The organism is Flavobacterium plurextorum, assembly GCF_024638035.1.
GTDB classification, from domain to species: domain Bacteria; phylum Bacteroidota; class Bacteroidia; order Flavobacteriales; family Flavobacteriaceae; genus Flavobacterium; species Flavobacterium plurextorum.
Genome location: NZ_CP100442.1, coordinates 1,856,192 through 1,881,652, shown reverse-complemented (window position 1 = coordinate 1,881,652; position 25,461 = coordinate 1,856,192). Strand labels below are relative to the sequence as shown.

The following is a 25,461-nucleotide window of genomic DNA, read 5'->3' as shown; positions in this document are numbered from 1 at the left end:
GAAGTATCGGTTTTTTATTTTGGGCGTGTCCCGCCGAAAAAGGCGGGTCGGGCTATCCGTTACAAGTCCTCGCACTTCCTTCGTCAGGCTGTGGGCTTTCCACTGCTATCCCTCACGCGAATGGGTTTACAAGAACTTTTACGTTTATAATTTTCCACAATCTTGTCATTTCGAGGAACGAGAAATCGCACGTGGGATTCCACAAAGTAAAGCATCAATCTTTGTCGAGTTTCTCGCGAAGATTTCTCGTTCCTCGAAATGACAAACTGCATGGTTACTTTATGTAAAAAATGAATTACTATTTAAATTAAAATCTACCGAATCTGCAAAATCTATGTGAGAAAATCTTTGTGAGCTTTTTTTTCCTGCTATTTCCACAATCTTGTCATTTCGACGTAAGGAGAAATCGCACCAGGGATTCCACAAAGTAAAGCAGCAATCTTTGTCAAGTTTCTCGCGAAGATTTCTCGTTCCTCGAAATGACAAACTGTATGGTTACTTTGTCTAGAAAGTATATTTTAAGCTAAAATAAAATCTACTGAATCTCCAAGATCTAAGTGAGAATAAATTCCATTTTATTTATCTTTACTCTGGAAATAAATTCAAATAGAGTTTTACAAAATATCTTCTCAGAATTATCAGAATGAATAAAAAAGAAAAATCTTTGATCTTAAATTTCTTCCAAATAACAGAAGAATTACGAAAAGAACAAATTATAAATAGCTCAAGATATTTAGGAGATATAGCTGAGTACATTTGCGAAACAATTTATTCATTAAAATTACGTGATAACAAGAGAGAAATTGGATATGATGCGGTTGATCTTGAAACCAAAAAAATAAAATATCAGATAAAAATTAACAACAGCACAGAAAAAACTAATCAACATATAGGTAACAAAGAACATTATAATTATCTATTACTTTTAATTACATCAGATAGCAAATTGTATTCTTCAAATCTTAAACACAAAATTGCAGTTTATAAATTTGCAAAAGAAGATTTACCAAAAACAAAAAATATTGCAAAAACTTTCATCTCAAAATTTGAACCTGAATTATACCTTGATGAGAATCTAAATATTATAAAAAAATGAAAATACTACTCCTAGGTTCAGGCGAATTGGGCAAAGAATTTGTCATTGCCGCACAACGAATCGGACAAACCATAATTGCAGTCGATAGTTACGAAAATGCACCAGCCATGCAGGTCGCTCATGGTTTTGAAGTCATTAATATGCTCGAAGGCGAAGCTTTAGATAGAATCGTAGCCAAACATAAACCAGATTTTATAGTTCCTGAAATAGAAGCCATTCGCACTGAACGTTTTTATGATTACGAAAAACAGGGAATTACCGTTGTTCCTTCAGCGAAAGCGGCAAACTTTACCATGAACCGTAAAGCCATTCGCGATTTAGCAGCAAAAGAGTTAGGTTTAAAAACAGCCAAATATCAATACGCAACTTCAGCAGAAGAATTGCAAAAAGCCGTTCAGGAAGTTGGAATTCCATGTGTGGTAAAACCTTTAATGTCTTCATCAGGAAAAGGGCAATCGACTATAAAAACCGAAAATGATATCGAAAAAGCCTGGCAATATGCCGTTGCGGGCTCACGTGGCGATGTAATTGAAGTGATCGTTGAAGCATTTGTCGATTTCAATTCGGAAATTACACTTTTAACTATTACTCAAAATGGAAATCCAACTTTGTTTTGTGCTCCAATTGGGCATCGACAAGAGCGCGGTGATTATCAAGAAAGCTGGCAGCCGGCGCAGGTTTCTGAAGCTGATTTGTACGAAGCGCAGGATATGGCCGAAAAAATTACCGAAGCACTTGGCGGAGCAGGACTTTTTGGCGTTGAATTTTTCTTAACCAACGACGGCGTTTATTTCTCTGAACTCTCTCCACGTCCACATGATACTGGAATGGTAACTTTGGCAGGAACACAAAATTTCAACGAATTTGAATTGCATTTAAGAGCAATCTTAAGTCTTCCAATTTTTGAAATTACTTTAGAAAAAGCTGGAGCAAGTGCCGTAATTTTAGCATCCGAAGATTCAACAAATCCAACTTTTAGCGGAATTGAAAAAGTAGCGGCTTTACCAAAAACTGATTTCAGAATATTTGGAAAACCAACTTCAAGACCGTATCGTCGTATGGGAGTTGTTTTAAGCCACGATTCATTAGCAACTCCAATCGAAAATATAACCGAACGCGCCAAAGAAACGGCGAAATTAATAACTATAAACTCTTAAAAATGAAAAAACTTATATTCATGATTTTCCTATTTGTTGGCATCTCAACTCAGGCTCAAAGTAAAAAAGTAATTGATAAACCAACAGTTGTAGAAGCTGCCTGTGGAGAATGTCAATTTGGAATGAAAGGTAAAAGCTGCGATCTAGCCGTTCGCATTGATGGAAAAACGTATTTCGTTGACGGAACAAAAATCGATGATCATGGTGATGCACACGCTCAAGATGGATTTTGCAATGCTGTAAAAAAAGCAACAGTAACAGGAACAATCGAAAAAAATCGTTTTAAGGCCACTTCATTCACTTTAGTAAACGAAAAATAATGGCTTTGATTCTTGAAAATATTGCTAAACATGTTTCACTAACACCCGAAGAACAAGCTCTTTTTCTATCTAAAACAGAAACACATACTTATAAAGCCAAAACTATTTTACTAAGTGCTGGAGAAGTATGCAAACATTCGTATTTTGTAAACTCTGGAATTTTAAGAAGTTTCAACATCAACGATAATATTGTGGAGCACGTTCTTTCATTTGCCTGTGAAGGCTGGTGGATGAGCGACATGTACAGTTATTTTTCACAAAAACCAGGACAGCTTTTTATTGAAGTTTTAGAAGATGCAGAAGTCGTTTCTTTATCCAAAGAGAACCAAGAACAATTGTTTCTTGAGATTCCAAAACTAGAACGCTTTTTTAGAATTCTGATTGAAAATTCATTGGTCGCTAATCAACAAAGATTAATGGATAATTTAAGTTTACCCGCCGAAGAACGTTTCGATAAATTCTGTAAAAAATATGGAACATTGGTTCATAAAGTTCCTCAAAAACAAATCGCATCTTTTATAGGAGTAACACCAGAGTTCTTCAGCAAAATGAAAGCTAGACTTTTAAAGAAATAATTTTTTTTGCCTCTCCCGATAGCTGTCCGGATTGTCAGATTAAAAAGATTTTAAAAAAAAAGACGCCACGAATTTCACGAATTAGCACTAATTTTTATTTGATTTTTAGCCCAATTTAATTAGTGAAAATTTGTGTAATTCGTGACGAAAAAATAAAGCCAGTTCTTTGAACTGGCTTTTCTTTTGAATTAAAATTGCTCAACCTCTGTAGAATGTTTCATTGCAGTCGTTGAAGATTTCCCAATCATAACGGTATTTTGAACGGCATCGAAATAAGAAGTTCCTACGAAAGCTTGATGTTTTACAGCTCTGAATCCGTTTTTCTGTAAAGCAAATTCGCGTTCCTGCAATTCAGAATAACCTGCCATTCCACGTTCTTTATAAGCTCTTGACAATTCAAACATACTTGTGTTCAAAGCATGAAATCCTGCCAAAGTAATAAACTGAAATTTATAGCCCATTGCAGCTAAATCTTCTCTAAACGTTTCCATTTCGGCAACCGTTAATTTTGCAGCCCAATTAAAAGATGGAGAACAATTGTACGCCAGCATTTTATCTGGAAATTCTTTTTTCATAGCCGTTGCAAACTTTCTAGCAAATTCTAAATCGGGATTACTGGTTTCCATCCAAATTAAATCAGCGTATGGCGCGTAGCTCAAACCTCTTGCAATTCCCTGCTCGATTCCGTTATTTACATAGAAAAAACCTTCACTTGTTTTTTCACCAGTTAAAAATTTTCTATCTCTTGGATCAGCATCACTCGTTAATAAATTAGCTGCATCTGCATCTGTTCTCGCAACGATTAAAGTTGACACTCCCATAACATCTGAAGCCAAGCGTGCTGCAATCAATTTATTAATCGCTTCCTGAGTCGGAACCAAAACCTTTCCACCTAAGTGTCCGCATTTTTTAGCAGAACTCAACTGATCTTCAAAATGAACTCCAGAAGCTCCCGCTTCAATCATCGATTTCATTAATTCGAAAGCATTTAAGTTTCCGCCAAAACCCGCTTCTGCGTCAGCCACAATCGGAACCAAATAATCTTTTTTATCTTCAATATTATTTACAGTCTGAATTTGATCTGCACGCAATAAAGCGTTGTTGATCTTTTTTACCACCATCGGAACACTGTTTACTGGATAAAGCGATTGATCAGGATACATTTCTCCTGCTAGATTTGCATCAGCAGCAACCTGCCATCCGCTCAAATAAATCGCTTCTAAACCGGCATCAACTTCCTGAATTGCCTGATTTCCAGTCAACGCGCCCAAACCAGCCACAAAATCCTGACTTTTTAACTTTCTCCATAATTTTTGCGCTCCCATTTTGGCAATAGAATGCTCAATATGATACGAACCCTGAAGTGTAACTACTTCACTCGCAGTGTAAGGACGTTCAACACCTTTCCATCTTGGGTTTGTAATCCAATCGTTAATCAATTCCTGAATTCTGTCTTCTGTTGTTTTCATAAATAGTATAGTTAAAGTGGTTAGTAAAGCTTTTTTATTAGTGTGCTGAGTTTTTAAACACATAGAGACATAGTTTTTCTTTGTGGTTAAAGGCGTTTCACTTGTTTCAATGCACATAGCTCTATGTGTGAAAAACTATTTTTTTTCTTCTTCCTTTTTATTTAAAATCTAAAATCCATGTTCTATGTGTTTAAATAATTTAAGCCAAAGTTTCATTCTCATTTTATCTGCTTGATCTGCCAAATCTGCGTGAAAAAATTATTCGCCCGCAGATCTTGCAGATTTAACGGATTTTTCTCTTATAAATATTTGTAACATGGAATCGTTAAGAAATCAACGAAATCAGGATTAGCTACTAATCTTTCCAGTACTTTTTCAGCCAGCGGAAATTGTTGTTTTTCGTGATTTTCCTCTCCTAATTCTTCTTTTATCTTTCTGAATTCATCCAAAGCCAATTCGTGATAATAAGCCAAATCTAACTTTCGTCCATTATCTAAAAGAACTTTATTCTGAAGCCATTGCCACAATTGAGATCTCGAAATTTCGGCTGTCGCTGCATCTTCCATCAAATTATGCAAAGCTGCGGCGCCTTGTCCATTTAACCATGAAGCCAGATATAAAACGCCAACGTTAATATTTTTTCGAACACCGTTTTCCGTGATGATTCCAATTGGTGGTTCAATCAAATCTTCTTCCGTAATTTTTCGATGTTCTCTTTTTATATGAATTTGATTCGGAGTCGGCATTCCTTTATCAAAAATTTCTTTTGCCAACGAAACTAAGTCCGGATGCGCAACCCAAGTTCCATCGTGACCGTTTCGAACTTCACGCTCTTTATCAGTTTTGACTTTTGCGAAAGCAACTGCATTGGCTTCTTCATTATTTCGAATCGGAATCTGCGCTGCCATTCCGCCAATCGCATGAATCCCTCTTTTATGACATCTTTGAATAACCAAATTTGAATAGGCGTTCATAAAAGGTGAAGTCATATTTACTTGATCGCGATCTGGAACAATGAATTTTGGATTCTTACGGAATTTCTTGATATAAGAAAAAATATAATCCCAACGCCCGCAGTTCAAGCCAACGATATGTTCTTTCAATTCGTAAATAATTTCATCCAGCTGAAAACTTGCCGTAATAGTTTCAATCAAAACCGTCACTTTTACAGTTCCTCTTTTCAGTTTTAAATAATCCTCAGTAAAATCAATTACATTATTCCACCAACGTGCTTCTAGATAATGTTCTAATTTTGGAATGTAGAAATACGGCCCAGAATTATTTTCTAAAAGTCGCTTATGATTATGAAAAACATACAATCCAAAATCTACCAAAGAACCTGAAACTTCATTTCCCTCAATTACAAGATGCTTTTCTGGCAAATGCAAACCTCTTGGACGTACAATCAGCGTTGCAATTTTCTCATTTAAATGATAAGACTTTTGCTTTACCAAATCAGTATATGTAATTGTCTTGTTTACGGCATCAATTAAATTCACTTGTCCGTCCATTAAATTTTGCCAGGTTGGTGAAGTACTGTCTTCAAAATCGGCCATAAAAGTTTTCGCTCCAGAGTTCAACGCATTGATGATCATTTTACGGTCAACTGGTCCAGTAATCTCCACTCGTCGGTCTAATAAATCTTTTGGGATTTCGCCAGCTGTCCAATTACCTTCTCTAACGCTTTTTGTCTCCGGAATAAAAACAGGCATGATTCCTTGATCGAAAGCGACTTGTTTTTGATCGCGTTGTAAAAGCAGTAATTTTCGCTGCGATTCGAATTTTCTATGCAATTCGGTTATAAAAACAATCGCTTCTTCTGTCCAGATCTTTGGATAACGAAGCTTCTTTTCGGCTAAAAATTCCATTGCCGTCTCGGTAATTTCTAATTGGTTTTTCATAGCTGTGATTTTATTTTTTATTAGAAAAAAATCTCATCGTCACGTTATCTTTCATCCGTTTTAGGATATTAAAACCATAACTTTTTGATCTTTAACAATTTCTACACCACAATATTAGAAAAAAGCTTTTTACAAAACAAGCGAACGTTCGCTAAAAATGAAAAATAATTTTTTGGCGATTATTTTTATAATAGTTATATTTGGTTCATGGATATCGAAAAAGACTATATAAAGCTGATCTTCGGACTAAAATTGAAGCAGGTTCGTACGCAAAAAAATCTTTCACTTTTTGGCTTAGCCAAATTGACAAATCTTTCAAAATCGTATTTAAACGAAATTGAAAAGGGAAAAAAATATCCAAAAACAGATAAAATTTTATTACTCTGCGAACATTTGGACGTGACTTACGACCAAATGGTGTCTTTAAAACTCGATAATAACCTCGCTCCGATTGGCGAAATCTTAAAATCAGGGATTTTAAAAGAGATTCCGTTAGAACTTTTCGGAATTCAGGAAGCAGATTTAATTGATATTATTGCTAATGCTCCTGCAAAAGTCAATGCGTTTATCAGTACAATTATTGAAATCGCTCAACACTATAATTTAAGTCGGGAAAGTTTCTTTTTAGCCGCTTTACGTTCGTATCAGGAAGCGCACAGTAATTATTTTGAAGATTTAGAAGAAAAAGTAATTGCATTTTCGAAGTCGTTTCAGATAAACTTAGATTCTAAGATTACGATAGAAGAATTAGAGGCAATTTTAAAAGAAGAATACGAATACAAAATTCAGGAAATTGCTTTTACAGATCAGGAAGCTTTGGGCGATCTACGTTCGATTTACGTTCCGAAAAGTAAAACTTTATTGCTTTCAACAGAAATTGATGCTCCACAAAGAGCTTTTATTTTAGCTAAAGAAATCGCTTATAACTATTTGAAAATTTCGGATCGTTTATTGACTTTCAGCTGGATTAAGTTTGAGAATTTCGATCAGGTTTTAAATAATTTTTATGCTTCTTATTTTGCCGGCGCTTTATTACTCCCGAGAAAATTGATTGTAGACAAAGTGAATGCTTTTTTAACTAATGAAAAACCTAATCCGGAAGAATTCGTATCGTTGATTGAAAGCTTCGAAGTCTCACCAGAATCATTTTATCAAAGATTAACGAATTTATTACCAAAAGATTTTCAGCTCAAAAACTTATTCTTTTTAAGAATGTCTCATAAAATGGGTTCAGACGTTTATCAAATTAAAAAAGAATTGCACATTACCAATCAGCAAGAACCACACGCCAACGAAACCAACGAACATTATTGCAGAAGATGGGTTTCGGTAAAAACCATAGATGAAGCCATCAAACAAAACAAACCGCACTTTTTTGATGCCCAGATTTCGAGTTACATTCATAGCGGAAACGAATATTTGGTTTTTTCATCGGCAACTAAAGATCCTTTTTTGCACGATACTATTAGAAGTATCTCTGTTGGAATTTTAATTAATCCGACTATGAAAAAGAAATTCAAATTCATTGAAGGAAAACCGCTTGTTAAAAGAATTGTTGGTGTTACTTGTGAGACTTGTGATGTAAAAAATTGTCTTGAAAGAGCCTCTCCTCCAATTGAATTGGAAAAGAAAAAACGTCACGAGAATACGGATGCGGTTGTACAGCAGTTTATTTCTCAGTATAGCTAAGTGTTTTTTAATCTCGCAAAGTCGCGAAATCGCAAAGCTTATTTTTCTTGAGCATAATTTTTAACACTATCTTGTCATCTCTCTTTCGTCGAGATGACAAACCGTATGGTCAAAAAACCTTTGAACTTAAAACCTTAGTCCCTTAGCTTCTCAGAACCTCAGTACCTTTTTCTTAATCTACATTAAGTGCTTTTCTTTGACCATGACCGTATCTTTGCACTATAAAATTAACAAAACATACAAAATCATGGAAAATATAGTATTGCACAAAGCAGAAACAAGAGGAAATGCAAATCACGGATGGTTGAACGCTTATCACAGCTTTAGTTTTGCGAGCTGGTACAATCCAGATAGAATTCAGTTTGGAGCACTTCGTGTTTTGAACGATGATACAATTGCAGGCGGAATGGGTTTTGGAACGCATCCTCACGATAATATGGAAATCATTACGATTCCGCTAGAAGGTGATTTGGCTCATAAAGACAGCATGGGAAATACTGAAATCATCAAAAATGGTGACATTCAGGTGATGAGTGCCGGAACTGGAATTCAGCATAGTGAGTTTAATCCTAACGCAGATCAACAGACTAAATTATTGCAAATCTGGTTGTTTCCAAATAAAAGAAATGTTACGCCTCGTTACCAACAAATTACTTTAGATGTTGCTGACAGACACAATAAATTAGCTCAGGTTTTATCTCCAAATGCAGATGATGAAGGTGTTTGGATTCATCAAGATGCTTGGTTTAATATGGGAAATTTTGATGCAGGAATTACAACAGAATATAAAATCAAAAAAGAAGGTAACGGAGTTTATGCTTTTGTTTTGAAAGGAAATGTTACCATCAATGGTCAGGAATTGAACACTCGCGATGCGGTTGGAATTTCAGGAATTGACATTTTAAACATTAAAGCAAACACAGACGCTGAATTTTTACTGATGGATATTCCGATGAACTATTAATTCAAAGATTACAATTAATTTTTTTTTTAGAAACGATATTTAAGCTGATTTTCAGTTTATTATCGTTTCTTTTTTTGTTCAAATTTTATCAAAAATCAAAAAGAAAACGTAATTTTATTAGATGGAAATTGGTCTTAATTCACTTAAAACTAACTATTAAAATTTTCAATCATGAATCCAGACAACTTAACTAAAGAATACACAAATGGCGAAGTAACGATTGTTTGGCAATCTGGAAAATGCATACATTCTGCTAATTGCGTAAAAAACAATCCGGATGTTTTTCGTCCCAAAGAAAAACCATGGATTGTAGCCGAAGCTTCGACCTCTGAAAAAATTATCGAAACGGTAAAAAAATGCCCTTCGGGTGCGTTGACATTTTATATGAATAACAAAAGCTAAGCTTTAAGCATTAGTTTTTCTTCCCACAGATTTCACAGATTAAAGTGATTTTTTTTTGCCACGAATTCACGAATTATTTTTTACAATCCTTGAGAAAAAATTTGTGAATTCGTGGCTATATTTTTTTTTAAAATCTTTTTAATCTGTGAATCCCGATAGCTATCGGGAGTGACAAATAACATCACATTTTTTATTTCTTAATCTAGGTTAAGTGCGTTACGCTTACTACCACCGTAACTTTGTCCTATCAAAATGAAACAAACAAATAAATTAATTATTTAAAAAAATAAAATTATGGCAACTACAAAATGGTCAATTGACCCAACACACTCAGAAATTGGTTTTAAAGTGAAACACATGATGTTTACAAATGTTTCAGGAAAATTTGGAGCTTATGATGCAACAATTACTTCAGACGGAGATAATTTCGAAAATGCAGCGATTGAATTTTCTGGCGATATCGCTTCAATCGACACTGCAAATGCAGACAGAGACGGACATTTAAGAAGCGGAGATTTCTTTGATGCCGAAAATCATCCGAAATTAGCTTTCAAAGCTTCCTCTTTCAAAAAAGTAAACGATGGAGAATATGAATTAACTGGTGATTTAGATATTAAAGGGATTTCTAAAACTGTAAAATTCCCTGTAGAATTTAGCGGAACTATGACTGATCCTTGGGGAAATACAAAAGTAGGTTTAAACATTGAAGGAAAAATCAACCGTAAAGATTGGGGATTAAACTGGAATTCGGCTCTTGAAACTGGAGGTGTTTTAGTAGGTGAAGAAGTAAAATTAAACATTGAATTACAATTTGTAAAACAAGCTTAATACTTTATAATACGTTTTAATTTAGTTGGTTAAGAAGCCTGCACTTTTTTTAGGAAGTGCAGGCTTTTTTGTTTGCCAAGAATTACACGAATTTCCACGAATTATTTTTTTCCACAGATTAAAAGGATTTTCACAGATTATTTATTCTCACAATACAGGAAAAAAAATCTTTTTTAATCTTTTTAATCTGTGGCAAAAAAAATAGAAAATAATAATTCGTGGCTAAAAAATCAGCGAATTGTATTTCGGAATTCTGTTGGAGACATTCCTGTTTGTTTTTTAAAGAATCTGGAAAAATACGAGTAATCTTCGTAACCTACTTTAAAAGCCACTTCATTTACTGCTAATTGTTTATCGATCAACATTCTCTTTATTTCTAAAATCACACGATCTGTAATCACTTCTGTGGCAGTTTTTTGCAGAATTTCATTGCAGATTCGGTTTAAATGTTTTAGCGTAATATTTAGCTTTTCTGCATAGAAAGACGGGAGTTTTTCTGTTCTAAAATATTCTTCCAATAACGATTCAAACTTGTTGATTTTAATATTATACGAATGTGTTTGATGCGAATAGGTCTCACTGTACTTACGAGCGATTTCAATATGAATTGAATCTAACAAATTCAACATTTTATCCAATTGATATTTCGCATTTTCATTACTTTCCTGAATCAGTAAATTAAAATACGAAAGAATTCTTGGAATTTCTTTTTCTTCAAAAACCATTTCGGGACGATTATGGATCGAATGGTAAAAATTATAATCGTTGATATTTTTTTGTCCGAAATATAGATTATATAATTCCTGAGAAAAAATAATTACAAAACCCTCTACATCTTCAGACAAACTCCAATGATGCATTTGCCCAGGCTGCAGCACAAACAAACTACCTCTTTTTATTTCGAATTGATCAAAATCGACTTCGTGCAATCCAGAGCCTTTTGTAAAAAATACCATTAAATAAGAATCATGACGATGCGGTTCTTCGACAAAACTGTGGCTTTTTAGATGTTCTTTAAATGTATTTACATAAAAATCGCGATGAATATCATTGCAGTTAAAATTCTGGACACTATAAACAGGATATTTTTTCATATATGTAGAATTTGTTTTTTTTATTGATCACATGCACAATCGTCTATTCACTTTTTTCATTTACGAAGTCGTTTAAGGTCGCGATGCCATAAAAATGTCTTTATTGTGCTATAATCAGCGAAGATATAAAAAAGCCTTTTATAATACTCTGAATTACCTTTGTATAAATAAAAAATAACAAAATCATGTCAAGCGCATTAACTCATATCTTAAGCAACGAATGTCCTATTTGTCATAAAGGAAAAGTGTTTACAGACAAAAATATTTTTTTGACTTTTGGTCTTCCAAAAATGAATGAATACTGTAGTCATTGCAATTACAAATTTCAAAAAGAGCCTGGTTATTTCTTTGGTGCAATGTACGTAAACTACGGATTAACAGTTGCTCAAGGAATCGCGACCTATTGTATTGCACAGTTTTTCTTTGAGAAAAATTTCGATTTAAGAATCATTCCAATCATAGCAGTTGTCATTACTTTACTCACTTCTTTTAATTTAAGATTTTCGAGGTTAGCATGGATTTACATGTTTAAGGATTATACGAAATAAAAAAGTGTTATTTTTGCCTTTCAATTGAAACTAATTTCAATTCCAAAAAATAAAAAACAAATTAGACAAATGAAAGCATACGTATTTCCAGGTCAAGGCGCACAGTTTACAGGAATGGGCAAAGACTTATATGAAAACTCGGCTTTAGCCAAAGAATTATTCGAAAAAGCTAATGAAATTTTAGGTTTTAGAATTACTGATATTATGTTTGAAGGCACTGCCGAAGAACTAAAAGAAACTAAAGTTACACAGCCTGCTGTATTTTTGCACTCTGTTATCTTGGCTAAAACTTTAGGTGATGATTTTAAACCAGAAATGGTTGCCGGACATTCTTTAGGAGAATTTTCAGCTTTGGTTGCCAACGGAACTTTATCTTTTGAAGACGGATTAAAATTGGTTTCTCAACGTGCTCTTGCTATGCAAAAAGCCTGTGAAATTACTCCATCTACAATGGCCGCAGTTTTAGGTTTAGCAGATAATATTGTTGAAGAGGTTTGTGCTTCTATCGATGGAATCGTGGTTGCCGCGAATTACAACTGCCCAGGACAATTAGTAATTTCCGGAGAAACTACTGCTGTTGAAAAAGCCTGTGAAGCGATGAAAGCTGCAGGAGCAAAACGTGCTTTAATTTTACCTGTTGGAGGTGCATTTCATTCACCAATGATGGAACCTGCAAGAGAAGAATTAGCAGCTGCGATTGAAGCAACAACTTTCTCTACTCCTGTTTGCCCAGTATATCAAAACGTAACTGCAAATGCAGTTTCTGATGCAAACGAAATCAAAAAGAACTTAATTATTCAATTGACTGCTCCAGTTAAATGGACTCAATCTGTACAACAAATGATTGCTGACGGCGCTACTTTGTTTACAGAGGTTGGACCAGGAAAAGTATTAGCTGGTTTGATTAATAAAATTGACAAAGAAGCTGCTACTGCTAATGCTTAAATTTTAGTATTAAGTGATCCGTTTTTTTTAGTGATCAATTAAAAACTATAGATATAAAAAAATCCCAAATGATTATCATTTGGGATTTTTATTTATATCGAATTATTAACGGCTGATCACTAAATCAAGAACGAACTTTCTGTTCCCATTTCCAAGCGCTTGCCATTGCTTCGTCTAAACTTAATTGAGCTTTCCAGCCTAAAACATTATTTGCTTTATCTGTATTTGCATAAGCTTCGGTAACATCACCTTCACGACGCGGCATAATTTTATAAGGCAGCTTTTTACCACTTACTTTTTCAAAACTTTGAATTACTTCTAGAACTGAACTTCCTTTTCCTGTTCCCAAATTGAAAGTTTCTACTTTTGCCAAATTCTTTTTATTCAACAAACGCTGTAATGCAATTACGTGCGCTTTCGCTAAATCTACGACGTGAATATAATCACGAACGGCAGTTCCATCAGGTGTAGGATAATCATCTCCAAAAACGGATAATTCCTTACGAATTCCTATTCCGGTTTGGGTAATAAATGGCACTAAATTTTGAGGAACACCTATTGGCAATTCTCCAATTTTATTTGTAGAATGTGCCCCAACTGGATTAAAATAACGAAGCAAAATAGCATTGATATTAGTTACTTTTGCTGTATCTAAAATAATTTCCTCTCCTATTTGTTTCGTATTTCCATAAGGAGACATCGCGGTTTGCACTGGAGCATCTTCTGTAATTGGCATTTTTTCGGCTTGACCGTAAACCGTACAAGACGAACTAAAAATAAAACTTGCTTCTGGTTTTTGTTGTAATTCCTGTAAAAGATAAACTAAAGTGTTAATGTTGTTTTCATAATACAACAATGGATTTTCAACACTTTCCCCAACTGCTTTTGACGCTGCAAAATGAATTACCCCGGTAACATCATTATGTTTTTTAAAGAAATCCTGAACGGCACTTTTTTCTCTTAAATCAATTTTTTCAAATAAAGGTGTTTTTCCTGTAATTGCTGTAATTCCCTTTAAAACATCTTCGGTAGAGTTTGAAAGATTATCAATTATCACAACTTCAAAGCCTTCATTTTGCAATTCGACTACGGTATGAGAACCAATAAATCCTAATCCTCCTGTTACTAATACTTTCATTTTGTGGTTGTTTTGTGCTGTTGTTTATTTGGTTTAATTATTTTATTTATTCAAAAATTCCAAAACAGAATCGGTAATAAATTTAATTTGTTCATCATCAAGTTCTGTATGCATTGGTAAAGCGATAACCTCTTTTACTAATTGATTTGTAACTGGAAATTGCTCTTCTTTATAACGAGAATCTACATATGCTTTTTGAGAGTGCAACGGAATTGGGTAATAAATTGCACATGGAATTCCTTTATCTAATAAATGCTGCATCAAAGCATTTCTATCAGCATCTAAAATTCTTAATACATACTGATGAAAAACGTGATCGTTTTCATTTGCATCAAAATCCGGCGTAATAATATGTGCATTTCCAGCGAAAGCTGCATTGTATTTTGTTGCTGCTAAACGACGTGCTTTATTATATTCATCCAACAAAGGCAGTTTTGCATTTAAAACTCCAGCTTGAATACTGTCTAAACGTGAATTTACTCCCACAACATCATGATGATAACGCTCATACATTCCGTGATTTACAATTCCGCGGATTATGTGCGCTAATTTATCATCATTTGTAAAAATTGCTCCTCCATCTCCATAACAACCAAGATTTTTAGAAGGAAAAAATGAAGTCGCAGCAACATGTCCGATAACTCCAACTTTACTTTTTGTTCCTGATTTAGAAATATAATCAGCACCAATAGCCTGAGCATTATCTTCAATTACATATAAATTATGTTCAGCAGCAATTTCCATAATCGCATCCATATTTGCGGCGCGACCAAATAAATGAACTGGAACAATCGCTTTCGTTTTTGGTGTAATTGCCTTTTTAATGGCTTCAATATCAATATTCATATTTACCATATCAACATCAACCAAAACAGGTGTTAATTGCAGAAGCGCAATAACCTCAACAGTTGCAGCAAAAGTAAAATCGGCAGTAATAACTTCGTCTCCCGGTTTTAAATCCAATCCCATCATAGCGATTTGCAAAGCATCAGTTCCATTTGCACACGGAATTACATGTTTTGCTCCTAAATAATCTTCAAGATTTTTTTGAAACTGATGTACTAAAGGTCCGTTTATATAAGTATTAGTATCTAAAACTTCTTGAATCGAAGCATCAACAGTAGTTTTTATTTTTTCATATTGACTCTTTAAGTCAACCATTTGAATTTTTTTCATTTTCAATATATTTTTAAAATTAAAGATCTGTTTTACTATCAGATTCTCTAAAAGGAGGAACAAAAATAGTTATTTAATAACTTCAAACCATGAAAATAGTCGAAAGAAATGTAATTTAGCCACAAAAATAAACAGATGCTTTTTCTATATAATTTAGTTATTTCTATTGCGGGCTTTTTTCTGAAAATTGTCGCCCTTTTTAGTCCGAAAATTAAGCTTTTCGTTGAGGGACGAAAAAACGTTTTTGCAATTTTAGAAGAAAAAATAAAACCTTCAGACAAAACTATTTGGTTTCACTCGGCTTCACTTGGCGAATACGAACAAGGTCTTCCTGTAATTGAAAAAATCAAAGAAAAATATCCTTCTCACAAAATCATTGTTACCTTTTTTTCTCCTTCAGGATATGAGGTACGTAAAAACAATACTGTTGCCGATGTAACCGTTTATTTGCCATTAGATTCTAAAAGCAACGCAAAACGCTTTCTAAAACTCGTTCACCCTGAATTTGTCTTTTTCATTAAATATGAGTTTTGGCTAAACTATTTAAAGGAGCTGGAGAAAAGCAAAACGCCAACCTATTTGATTTCAGGAATTTTTAGAGACAGTCAGATGTTCTTTAAATGGTACGGCGGATTTTATAGAAATGCTCTAAAAGCTTTTACCTTCTTTTTTGTTCAGAACGAAAGTTCGAAACAAAAAATTGAAGCAATTGGTTTTAAAAATGTAGTTATCTCCGGCGACACTCGCTTTGACAGAGTCACAGCAATTTTAGAGAGAGACAACAAGCTTGATTATATCGAAAATTTCAAAAACAATCAACCTGCGATAGTTATAGGCAGTTCTTGGCCGAAAGACGAAGCTTTAATAACCGAATATATCAATCAAGCACCAGACAATATAAAATTCATTATTGCCCCGCATAATATCAAAACTGATCAAATTACTGTATTAAAATCACTCCTTACTAAATCTACTGTTTTATATTCAGAAAAAGAAGGCAAAGATCTATCTAATTATAATGTCTTTATAATAGATACTATTGGACTTCTTACCAAGATTTACAGTTATGCCGCAATTGCATATGTGGGAGGCGGTTTTGGAAATCCAGGAATTCATAATATTTTAGAACCAGCCACATTTGGAATTCCGATTGTAATAGGACCAAATTTTGCAAATTTTGCAGAAGCTGTATCTTTAGTAGAACTAAAAGGATGTATTCCTGTATCTACTTTTAGCGAATTGAAGATTGTTTTTGATCGTTTATTAAACGATGATGCCTTTTTTAAAGAAAAAAGCAAAATCTGCAAATCATTTATTGAAGAAAACAAAGGTGCAACAAGCACTATAATGACAACCATTTCATAAGCGCTCTTTCTCTTTCTCCGTTTTATGATTCTTATTTTTACATTGTGCACACATTTACACATTATGTTCTTATCTATGACCTTATAAATTCGTTAAGAAAAGAAAACAAATCGTAAATAAGAGGTTTAAAACCACTCATTTCAATAAAGAATATTCACTAAATAATAATTTGCACAGAAAAATAAACAATTTAAGATAACTTTATCATTCTGGCACATTATTTGTTAACTAAGATAAACGTGAGCAATGAAAATATTTTAAAAAAAAAATAAAAAAATATTTTACATATTAAAAAATTTATATCTTTGCCACGAATTAATAATTAACCTTTTATAATAAAGTAAGATGAAAAAAGTATTTTTAAGTTTAGCTGTTGTTGCTGTTTTAACTGTTGTATCTTGTAAAAAAGCTGACGCTGCAGCTACTGAAGCTGTAGATTCTACTGCTGTTGCTGTTGATTCTGCTGCTACTGTAGTTGATTCTGCTGCTGCAACTGTTGATTCTGCTGCTGCTAAAGTTGATTCTGCTGCTACTAAAGTAGAAGAAGCTGCTAAAGAAGTAAAAAAATAATTAGAACCTAAATTCTAAAAATTTTAAAACCATCCATTGTGATGGTTTTTTTTTATGATTAATTTTAATTTAATCATTTCGCAAAAAAAAAGAGTTCATTAAAAATGAACTCTTTTTTTTACTCCTCAATCTCTACCTCATCTTCCACCAATTCATCTTCAAAAATAGATGCCGTTGAAGAAAAATCTAAAATTTCCGATTTCGAAGCATAAGTCACAATCTCCTTAATTCCCTTTTGCAAAAGTAATTCAGTTGTGTATTTTCGGCTTGTTGCAAAATGAACCTCCCCCAACATCAATTTAAAAAAATACTTTCCCCCAGAGCCTTTAAATTTCAAAAACCTAGAAAGATCGACATTACTTTTAAACTTTTCAATATCCTCCTCGCACTCAAACTTCAATTCATAACTCAAGCTTGTAAAAATCACCTTTCCCTTCCTTGAAGTAAATACAAATTTATACTCATCGTTAAATCGCCTGCTAATTACAAAAGCACCCATATTTTGATTATTGATTTTAGATTGTTGATTTTAGATTCTCTAAAATAAATTCACTCAGCAACTTATTTAAAGACAAGTTTACACCATAAAAAAAGCCTCTTCAAAAGAAGAGGCTTTAGTACTCAGAGCGGGACTTGAACCCGCACGAACATTGCTGTTCACTGGATTTTAAGTCCAGCGTGTCTACCAATTTCACCATCCGAGCATTGTATGGTTTTGAGCGAAAAACGGGGCTCGAACCCGCGACCTCGACCTTGGCAAGGTCGCGCTCTACCAACTGAGCTATTTTCGCATTTCAAATTCTAATTAAGAACCGCAACACTTGACTTGTCTTGCATTGCGAGTGCAAATTTAGGACATTTATTCAATTACACAAGCGTTTTTTCAAAAAAAAATCAACTTATTTTATAACTTTCTGATAACCTAAACTTTAAATATAAAATTATTTTTTAACCAACATTCTTTTTATCTCGTTAAGCTTCATCAGTGCTTCAACAGGTGTAATCGCATTTATATCAAGACCCAGAATCTCCTCTTTTATATCTTCTAACAAAGGATCATCTAAATTAAAGAAACTCATCTGCATTTCATCATTCACTTCTTTTACGCCATTTAAAGCCTCACTTGAATGATTCTTCTCTAATTTCTTTAAAAGTTTCTGCGCTTTCAAAATTACAATTTGAGGCATTCCTGCCATTTTCGCTACATGAATTCCAAAACTATGCGCACTTCCTCCTTTTACCAGCTTACGAACAAAAAGAACGGTATCTTTTAACTCTTTTACAGCAACATTATAATTCTGAATTCTAGGCAGCGATTCTGTCATTTCATTCAATTCATGATAATGCGTTGCAAACAAAGTCTTCGCTCTTCCAGGATGCTCATGTAAAAATTCAGCAATCGCCCACGCAATCGAAATTCCGTCATAAGTACTAGTTCCTCTTCCAATTTCATCTAAAAGCACTAAGCTTCTATCTGATAAATTATTCAGAATCGAAGCTGTTTCATTCATTTCTACCATGAAAGTAGATTCTCCCATCGAAATATTATCAGAAGCTCCAACTCTAGTAAAAATTTTATCGACAATTCCCATTCTCACACTGTCTGCAGGAACAAAACTTCCCATTTGAGCCAGCAATACAATTAAAGCCGTTTGTCTTAAAATAGCCGATTTACCAGACATATTAGGACCAGTGATCATAATAATCTGTTGTGTTTCTCTATCTAAAAAAACATCATTTGCTATATAAGGTGTTCCAACTGGCAGCTGTTTCTCGATTACAGGGTGTCTTCCATTTTTTATATCAAGTTCAAAAGTCTCATCAATTTCTGGACACACATATTGATTCTCTACAGCTAACTGCGTAAACGAACACAAACAATCTAATTGCGCAACCAAATTTGCATTCATTTGAACAGGCTTAATATAAGTCGCAATCCAAGCAATTAACTGCTCAAAAAGTTCTGTTTCAATTTTATGAATCTTCTCTTCCGCTCCTAAAATTTTTGTTTCATATTCTTTTAATTCCTCAGTAATATAACGTTCCGCATTTACAAGAGTCTGCTTACGAATCCATTCTTCTGGAACTTTATCCTTGTGTGTATTTCTAACTTCGATATAATACCCAAAAACATTATTGAATGAAATTTTTAAAGACGAAATTCCTGTTCGTTCCGACTCTCTTTTTTCAATTCCTTCTAAGTATTCTTTTCCTGAAGTTGAGATAGCACGTAAATCATCTAATTCTTCACTTATACCCTTGGCAATTGCATTTCCTTTTGCAATCGCAACAGGCGCATCTTGATTTAAGGTTATTTTGATTTTCTCACGCAGCAAATCGCAGGCATGAAGACTGTCTCCAATAATTTTTACTGCTTCCTGCTTACTTTCCAACGCCAAAGTTTTAATTGGAATAATTGCATCTAAAGATTCCTTTAAATAAACAATTTCGCGCGGAGAAACTTTTCCTGCTGCTATTTTAGAAATTAAACGTTCTAAATCTGAAATCTGCTTAATTTGATATTGAATATTGTGCAAGACTTCTGGACTTTCTTTCAAGTATGAGACTACATCATGACGTCCTTTTATTTTTTTGCTGTCCTTAAGAGGCAAAGCCAGCCAACGCTTCAACAATCTTCCTCCCATTGGAGAAAGTGTTCTGTCGATAACATCTAAAAGCGTAACAGCATTTGGATTATAACTATGATACAATTCTAAGTTGCGAATTGTAAAACGATCCATCCAAACATATGCATCTTCAGCAATTCGCTGAATAGCTGTTATGTGCTGCACACGATTATGCTGTGTTTCGGATAAGTAATACAAGATCGCTCCAGAAGCAATAATTCCTTCTTTTAATTCTTCAACCCCAAAACCTTTTAAAGAGTTGGTTTGAAAATGTTTGGTAAGCGTTTCGAGCGCATAATCTTCTTTATAAATCCAATCTTCTAAGTAAAAACTATGAAAATCATCACCAAAAGCATCTCTGAAATCGCTTTTATTATTTTTAGGAACCAGAACTTCACTCGGATTAAAATTCTGTAATAACTTATCGATATATTCCGCATTTCCTTGAGCTGTTAAAAACTCTCCCGTTGAAACATCTAAAAAAGAGATTCCGATATTTTTATTAGCAAAATAAACTGACGCTAAAAAGTTATTTGTTTTAGAATGTAAAACCTCATCGTTTAAAGAAACTCCCGGCGTTACAAGTTCTGTAACCCCTCTTTTTACGATAGTTTTAGTCATTTTAGGATCTTCCAGCTGATCGCATATTGCAACACGAAGCCCTGCTTTAACCAATTTTGGCAAATAGGTATTAACAGAATGGTGAGGAAAACCAGCGAGCGCGGTCTCTGTATCTGAACCCGCACCTCTTTTTGTTAAAGTAATACCAAGAATTTTTGAAGCTCTAATGGCATCTTCTCCAAATGTTTCATAAAAATCTCCTACTCTGAAAAGCAGACATGCATCAGGATATTTTCTCTTGATTTCGTTGTACTGTTTCATTAAAGGTGTTTCCTTCACTACTTTTTCTTTAGCTGCCAAAATTGATATATTTTAAATGAAAATTAAGACAGCGAATTTATAATTTTTTAACGGCATATTGAAGGCTTCAAAAATTAAAATATTTTAAGCTATTTTTAAGCTCACTTTTAAGAATTTTATATAGATTTGTTCAATCATTTAAACTAAGAATCTAAAAAGATGAAAAAAATAATTTTATTCGCTATGTTAGCAGTTGTTGGTATTACAGCTTCTAACGCTCAAAGCACTAAAAAAGCTGCTGCTAAAGCTGCCAAAGTAGCTAAAATTGAAGGAGCTGGAATGGCTTTTGAAACTGAAACTATTGATTACGGGACTATCGCTCACAATGCTGATGGAAAACGTGAGTTTGTTTTTGTTAACAACGGAACAAAACCGTTAATTATTACAAACACAACAGGATCTTGTGGATGTACTGTACCAACAACTCCAAAAGAGCCGATTGCTCCTGGTGCTAAAGGTATTATTGGTGTAAAATATGCTACTGACAGAGTTGGTGCTTTTACAAAAACAGTAACTGTTACTTCTAACGCTGAAGGACAACCAACAAAAGTACTTACTATTAAAGGTACAGTTTTACCAGATCCAGTAAAAAGCTAATCTGAAAAACAATAAAATAATCGAAAAAGCTTCCTTATCTTTGGAAGCTTTTTTTATGACCTGAATTTATACAAATGAGAAAACTAGAAAACAGCGAACTAGAGCGCAAATCAATTGAAGATTTCAAAAAATCAGACAAGACTCCTTTAATATTAGTTTTGGATGATATTCGCAGTTTGCACAATATTGGATCTGTTTTTAGAACTTCGGACGCTTTTTTGATCGAAAAAATCATTCTATGCGGTATCACCGCAACACCTCCAAATAAAGAGATTCATAAAACAGCTCTTGGCGCAACTGAAACAGTTGCTTGGGAACACCATGAAAATGTATTAGAAGTTATCGAGAATCTTAAAAAAGAAAATGTAATGACACTAGCCATTGAACAAGTGGAAAGCTCTATTTTTCTTCAAGATTTTAAAGTGGAAAAAAATCAAAAATATGCTTTGGTTTTTGGAAATGAAGTTTACGGCGTTGCACAAGAAGCTGTAGCTATTTGCGACGGCTGTATCGAAATTCCTCAATTAGGAACAAAACATTCTTTGAATATAGCGGTTAGTGCAGGAATTGTAGTTTGGGATTTATTTCAAAAACTAAACTGGCCGAATAACGATTAAGAAATCATTCGTTTGCAGAAAACTGTGATTTTTAAATCGAAAAACAGCTGTAAATGTTAGATTTTTAAATATATTTTTTTATTCTTATAAAATTGATACTTTTATAAAATGAAAAATGTTAATTTCTTTAAAATATCGTTTTTACTACTTCTTTTAAATGTGGTAAAAACTCATGCAAATGAGAATTTTAAAACTGAAAATAGGTACGCAGACATATGCTTACATGACAGTCTTAAAACGAATAAAAAAAGAAATGCAACGTTAGATTTTGCTATCACACCTCCCATTATAACAGCAACTGGAAACCAATTTTACTGTCCGCAAAGCACTATAAAAATTGTAGAGACCATTACTATAACTCATGATCCTGCTGAACCATCTACTCAAGCAGTTTACATTCAAATTTCATCTGGTTATTCAAATGGTCTTGACAAACTAGAGCTTTCAAACGCAGCTTCTCATCCTGCTATTACAACAAGCTGGGATGTAACCGCCGGAAAATTACGACTATATAGTTCAACAGGAGCAAATATCTTGTATTCCGATTTTGTTAATGCAATTAAGGATGTTGTATATTCTAATTCCTCAGCGACAGCCTCTGGCACTAGAACTTTTTCTATAACGATTGGTCAAGCCAATTACCTTCCATCGACACAACATTTTTATTTATTTGTGCCAAGTATTGGCATTACTTGGTCGAGTGCTAAAACTGCAGCAGAATCAAGCACTTATTATGGATTACAAGGTTATCTCGCAACTATTTTATCTGCCGATGAAGCTAAATTAATTGGTGAACAGGCCTCAGGAACTGGATGGATCGGAGGAAGTGATGCAGAAACTGAAGGCGTTTGGAAATGGGTTACCGGCCCTGAAACTGGTACTATTTTTTGGAACGGAACTGCAAATGGCTCAACACCAAATTTTGCTTTTTGGAACACTGGTGAACCAAACAACCAAGGAAATGAAGATTATGCACATATTACACAACCTGGCGTAGGAATAAAAGGCTCTTGGAACGATTTACCAAATACAGGATCATTAATTTCAGGCGATCCTTATCAACCAAAAGGCTACATTGTTGAATATGGCGGAATGCCAGGCGAAGCGCCTTTACAAATTGCTGCAAGTACAAAAATCACAATTCCTGAAATAACATCTTTACTTACTCCAAATCCCGTTTGTGACTCAGGAAACTTTACTTTAAATGCGACTGCAACTGCCGGCGCCACTATTAGCTGGTATGACTCACTTACAGGCGGAACTTTATTAGGAACTGGAAATACTTACACAACTCCATCACCAATAACAACAACTACAACTTATTATGCTGATGCAGGTTGTGAAATAAACAGAAAATCAGTAGTTGCAACGGTTAATAAAACTCCAGATACTCCAACTGCCGTTTCTTCGAATGTTTCAAGATGCGGTTCTGGAAGCGTAACTTTACAAGCGAGTTCAAATATTGGACTTATCAATTGGTACACTAACTCAACTGGCGGTACCAGTATTTTTACAGGCAATAGTTTTCAAACACCTGCTATTTCAACAAATACAACTTATTACGCGGAAGCTTCAAATAACGGCTGTGTCAATACCAATCGTATTCCGGTTTCCGTTACCATCTATACTTCTCCAGTTGTTACAGATGAAACTTTGTCTTTATGCCAATTTCAAACTATAACATTAGATGCTGGTATTTCTGGGATGAGTTATTTATGGTCAAATAATAATGAAACTACTCAAAGAATTACCGTTAACAAAGGAGGCAAATACACTGTTGCTGTAACAAGTCCTGCTCCTGAAAATTGTACAAGTCAAAAGACAATTACGGTTGAAGAATATGAGGTTCCGCAAATAGATCGAATTGGCGTCAGCGGAACAAAAGTTGTGATTTATCTTAAAAAAGAAACTGCTTATTTTGAATATTCTGTTGATGGAATAAACTTTCAGGATTCAAATACATTTTATGATGTTCCGGGCGGATTGCAAACTGCGTATGCTCGAGATAAAAATGGCTGTGGATTGGATATGCAAAATTTTGTTGTTCTTATTTTTCCAGCATTTTTCACTCCGAACAATGATTCTTATAATGACACTTGGGAGGTTACCGGAATGGAAAATTATCCTGAGGCGCAGGTTACTATTTTTGATCGATACGGAAAGTTGATTGCCCAGCTAAATGCATCCAAAATGAGTTGGGACGGAACATTCGACAAAACTCTCTTGCCTGCTTCTGATTATTGGTATGCTTTAAAAATAGATAATACACAACCTATTTTAAGAGGTCATTTTTCACTGAAAAGATAATTATCTAATTATCTTAATTCAATTTCTTTCTAATTTCGTCTAAAACAAAAAGATAATCTTCTTGCTTTTTTACAAAATCACGATTAGAGACATCAATAATCAAAACATTCAAATCAAACTGAGATTTAATGTATTCTAAATAACCATTATTGATTTTATCTAAATATTCTGCTTCTATATTTTGTTCGTAGCTTCTGCCTCGTTTCTTTATATTTTGAAGGAGTCGCTCTGTATTTTGATATAAATAAACATACAAATCCGGCTTAGGCATTTCTTTGTAGATAATATCAAACAAGTTTCGGTACAAGCGATATTCATCTTCCGCCAATGTAATTTTAGCAAAAATCAGCGATTTAAAAATATGATAATCGGCAACGATAAAGTCTTTAAACAAATCAAACTGCGCCAAATCATCTGACAATTGCTGATAACGATCGGCTAGAAAAGACATTTCAAGGGGAAATGCATATCTATTTTGATCTTTATAAAACTTTGGCAAAAACGGATTATCCGCAAAACGCTCTAAAACTGTTTTGGCGTTAAAATCATCGGCAATTTTATGTACTAAAGTAGTTTTACCTGCCCCAATATTACCTTCGAAAGCAATATAATTATAGTTTTCAAATGCAATTTCCTGCAAGGGATTTTTTAGATCCTGAACTACTGTACAAACGCTGTCATCTGGCGAAACTGCAATTAACTCCGAAATTGATTTCTGAAAAACCGGATGCTTCCAATCCAGTTTTAAATCTGATATTGGCAATAGAACAAAATTTCTGTTCTGCATTAATGGATGCGGAACCTGAAGTTTTTCTGATTTGATAATTTCATCATCATAAATAATCAAATCAACATCTATAATTCTAGATTGGTATCCTTCTTTATTAGATCGAATCCTTCCTAATTGTTTTTCGACTTTTAAAACCTGATTTAATATTTTTTGTGCAGATGAAGCCGTATGCAAAAGTAAAGCGCAATTATAAAAAGCATCGCTCTCAAAACCCCAAGCAGGTGTTTCATACAACTTTGAAACCTTGATTACTGTTCCCACTTCCTGGTGTATCAAATCAATACAACTTTGGATGTTTTCTAACCTGTTTCCTTGATTACTGCCTATAGATAAAACGACTTGATGCTGTGACTTCATAATAAATG

General features: G+C 33.9%; 23 protein-coding genes and 2 tRNA genes. 15 read left to right on the top strand and 10 right to left on the bottom strand.

The window, feature by feature from the left end; genetic code table 11:
• The first annotated feature begins 643 nt into the window (after positions 1 to 643).
• The 4 genes from NLG42_RS08460 to NLG42_RS08445 are packed head-to-tail and all read left to right on the top strand — an operon-like array spanning position 644 to position 3,148.
• The gene (locus NLG42_RS08460) at positions 644 to 1,096 is read left to right on the top strand and encodes a hypothetical protein (protein WP_257683480.1); all 453 of its coding nucleotides are present in this window, start codon (positions 644 to 646) and stop codon (positions 1,094 to 1,096) included.
• Positions 1,093 to 2,253: a formate-dependent phosphoribosylglycinamide formyltransferase gene (purT, locus tag NLG42_RS08455; RefSeq protein WP_257683479.1), complete on the top strand. Its 1,161-nt coding sequence runs from the start codon at positions 1,093 to 1,095 to the stop codon at positions 2,251 to 2,253. Before NLG42_RS08460 ends, purT begins: the two co-directional genes overlap by 4 nt.
• Positions 2,254 to 2,255: 2 nt before the next feature.
• Positions 2,256 to 2,573, top strand: a complete 318-nt coding sequence (locus NLG42_RS08450) for a DUF6370 family protein (RefSeq protein ID WP_099720246.1) — start codon at positions 2,256 to 2,258, stop codon at positions 2,571 to 2,573.
• On the top strand, positions 2,573 to 3,148 hold the full coding sequence (locus NLG42_RS08445; RefSeq protein WP_068844176.1) for a Crp/Fnr family transcriptional regulator: 576 nt from the start codon (positions 2,573 to 2,575) through the stop codon (positions 3,146 to 3,148). Before NLG42_RS08450 ends, NLG42_RS08445 begins: the two co-directional genes overlap by 1 nt.
• Positions 3,149 to 3,336: 188 nt before the next feature.
• Here the strand turns inward: NLG42_RS08445 and aceA are convergent, their stop codons facing one another.
• Together aceA and aceB are read right to left on the bottom strand one after the other, a co-directional pair.
• Entirely contained in the window at positions 3,337 to 4,617 is a 1,281-nt protein-coding gene (gene aceA, locus NLG42_RS08440; RefSeq protein WP_089058191.1) for an isocitrate lyase, read from the bottom strand.
• 299 nt (positions 4,618 to 4,916) lie between these two features.
• Positions 4,917 to 6,518 carry a malate synthase A gene (gene aceB / locus NLG42_RS08435; RefSeq protein ID WP_257683478.1) on the bottom strand — a complete coding sequence of 534 codons (1,602 nt, stop codon included), beginning with the start codon at positions 6,516 to 6,518 and terminating at the stop codon, positions 4,917 to 4,919.
• Positions 6,519 to 6,725: 207 nt separating this feature from the next.
• Between aceB and NLG42_RS08430 the strand changes: the two genes are divergently transcribed.
• From NLG42_RS08430 to NLG42_RS08415, 4 genes are all read left to right on the top strand, one after another.
• Entirely contained in the window at positions 6,726 to 8,207 is a 1,482-nt protein-coding gene (locus NLG42_RS08430) for a helix-turn-helix domain-containing protein (RefSeq protein WP_257683477.1), read from the top strand.
• A gap of 247 nt (positions 8,208 to 8,454) precedes the next feature.
• On the top strand, positions 8,455 to 9,171 hold the full coding sequence (locus NLG42_RS08425) for a pirin family protein (RefSeq protein WP_257683476.1): 717 nt from the start codon (positions 8,455 to 8,457) through the stop codon (positions 9,169 to 9,171).
• 171 nt (positions 9,172 to 9,342) lie between these two features.
• A complete protein-coding gene (locus NLG42_RS08420) occupies positions 9,343 to 9,573 on the top strand; it encodes a (4Fe-4S)-binding protein (protein ID WP_099720249.1) in 231 nt (76 codons plus the stop codon).
• Between the two features lie 294 nt (positions 9,574 to 9,867).
• On the top strand, positions 9,868 to 10,401 hold the full coding sequence (locus tag NLG42_RS08415; protein WP_099720250.1) for a YceI family protein: 534 nt from the start codon (positions 9,868 to 9,870) through the stop codon (positions 10,399 to 10,401).
• A 230-nt stretch (positions 10,402 to 10,631) separates the two neighbouring features.
• Here the strand turns inward: NLG42_RS08415 and NLG42_RS08410 are convergent, their stop codons facing one another.
• The gene (locus NLG42_RS08410) at positions 10,632 to 11,495 is read right to left on the bottom strand and encodes a helix-turn-helix domain-containing protein (RefSeq protein WP_089058184.1); all 864 of its coding nucleotides are present in this window, start codon (positions 11,493 to 11,495) and stop codon (positions 10,632 to 10,634) included.
• A gap of 185 nt (positions 11,496 to 11,680) precedes the next feature.
• Between NLG42_RS08410 and NLG42_RS08405 the strand changes: the two genes are divergently transcribed.
• Both NLG42_RS08405 and fabD read left to right on the top strand, forming a co-directional pair.
• Positions 11,681 to 12,043: a DUF983 domain-containing protein gene (locus tag NLG42_RS08405; RefSeq protein ID WP_071636409.1), complete on the top strand. Its 363-nt coding sequence runs from the start codon at positions 11,681 to 11,683 to the stop codon at positions 12,041 to 12,043.
• A gap of 69 nt (positions 12,044 to 12,112) precedes the next feature.
• Positions 12,113 to 12,988, top strand: a complete 876-nt coding sequence (gene fabD / locus NLG42_RS08400) for an ACP S-malonyltransferase (protein ID WP_257683475.1) — start codon at positions 12,113 to 12,115, stop codon at positions 12,986 to 12,988.
• A gap of 124 nt (positions 12,989 to 13,112) precedes the next feature.
• On the opposite strand, the gene galE is transcribed toward fabD, so the two are convergent.
• Both galE and NLG42_RS08390 read right to left on the bottom strand, forming a co-directional pair.
• A complete protein-coding gene (gene galE, locus NLG42_RS08395; RefSeq protein WP_257683474.1) occupies positions 13,113 to 14,126 on the bottom strand; it encodes a UDP-glucose 4-epimerase GalE in 1,014 nt (337 codons plus the stop codon).
• Between the two features lie 42 nt (positions 14,127 to 14,168).
• The gene (locus tag NLG42_RS08390) at positions 14,169 to 15,302 is read right to left on the bottom strand and encodes a DegT/DnrJ/EryC1/StrS family aminotransferase (protein WP_089058182.1); all 1,134 of its coding nucleotides are present in this window, start codon (positions 15,300 to 15,302) and stop codon (positions 14,169 to 14,171) included.
• Between the two features lie 135 nt (positions 15,303 to 15,437).
• On the opposite strand from NLG42_RS08390, the gene NLG42_RS08385 reads away from it, so the two are divergent.
• Both NLG42_RS08385 and NLG42_RS08380 read left to right on the top strand, forming a co-directional pair.
• On the top strand, positions 15,438 to 16,667 hold the full coding sequence (locus NLG42_RS08385) for a 3-deoxy-D-manno-octulosonic acid transferase (RefSeq protein ID WP_257683473.1): 1,230 nt from the start codon (positions 15,438 to 15,440) through the stop codon (positions 16,665 to 16,667).
• A gap of 345 nt (positions 16,668 to 17,012) precedes the next feature.
• Positions 17,013 to 17,237, top strand: a complete 225-nt coding sequence (locus NLG42_RS08380) for a PG1828 family lipoprotein (RefSeq protein WP_089054494.1) — start codon at positions 17,013 to 17,015, stop codon at positions 17,235 to 17,237.
• A gap of 118 nt (positions 17,238 to 17,355) precedes the next feature.
• Here NLG42_RS08380 and NLG42_RS08375 read toward each other — a convergent pair whose 3' ends face one another.
• The 4 genes from NLG42_RS08375 to mutS form a co-directional block, all read right to left on the bottom strand.
• Positions 17,356 to 17,736 (bottom strand): DUF1508 domain-containing protein, encoded by a 381-nt coding sequence (locus NLG42_RS08375; RefSeq protein WP_257683472.1) that lies wholly within the window; start codon positions 17,734 to 17,736, stop codon positions 17,356 to 17,358.
• Positions 17,737 to 17,855: 119 nt separating this feature from the next.
• Positions 17,856 to 17,941, bottom strand: a tRNA-Leu gene (locus tag NLG42_RS08370).
• 14 nt (positions 17,942 to 17,955) lie between these two features.
• Positions 17,956 to 18,028, bottom strand: a tRNA-Gly gene (locus tag NLG42_RS08365).
• Positions 18,029 to 18,178: 150 nt separating this feature from the next.
• Positions 18,179 to 20,785 (bottom strand): DNA mismatch repair protein MutS, encoded by a 2,607-nt coding sequence (mutS, locus tag NLG42_RS08360; protein WP_199170254.1) that lies wholly within the window; start codon positions 20,783 to 20,785, stop codon positions 18,179 to 18,181.
• A 159-nt stretch (positions 20,786 to 20,944) separates the two neighbouring features.
• Here mutS and NLG42_RS08355 point away from each other — a divergent pair, with 159 nt between their 5' ends.
• The 3 genes from NLG42_RS08355 to NLG42_RS08345 all read left to right on the top strand — a co-directional run bounded on the left by NLG42_RS08355 (position 20,945) and on the right by NLG42_RS08345 (position 24,306).
• Positions 20,945 to 21,382: a DUF1573 domain-containing protein gene (locus tag NLG42_RS08355; RefSeq protein ID WP_089054493.1), complete on the top strand. Its 438-nt coding sequence runs from the start codon at positions 20,945 to 20,947 to the stop codon at positions 21,380 to 21,382.
• A 74-nt stretch (positions 21,383 to 21,456) separates the two neighbouring features.
• Positions 21,457 to 21,999, top strand: a complete 543-nt coding sequence (locus tag NLG42_RS08350) for an RNA methyltransferase (RefSeq protein WP_089054492.1) — start codon at positions 21,457 to 21,459, stop codon at positions 21,997 to 21,999.
• Between the two features lie 108 nt (positions 22,000 to 22,107).
• Positions 22,108 to 24,306, top strand: a complete 2,199-nt coding sequence (locus NLG42_RS08345) for an Ig-like domain-containing protein (protein ID WP_257683471.1) — start codon at positions 22,108 to 22,110, stop codon at positions 24,304 to 24,306.
• Between the two features lie 13 nt (positions 24,307 to 24,319).
• Here the strand turns inward: NLG42_RS08345 and folK are convergent, their stop codons facing one another.
• The gene (folK, locus tag NLG42_RS08340) at positions 24,320 to 25,453 is read right to left on the bottom strand and encodes a 2-amino-4-hydroxy-6-hydroxymethyldihydropteridine diphosphokinase (RefSeq protein ID WP_257683470.1); all 1,134 of its coding nucleotides are present in this window, start codon (positions 25,451 to 25,453) and stop codon (positions 24,320 to 24,322) included.
• Between the last annotated feature and the right edge of the window lie 8 nt (positions 25,454 to 25,461).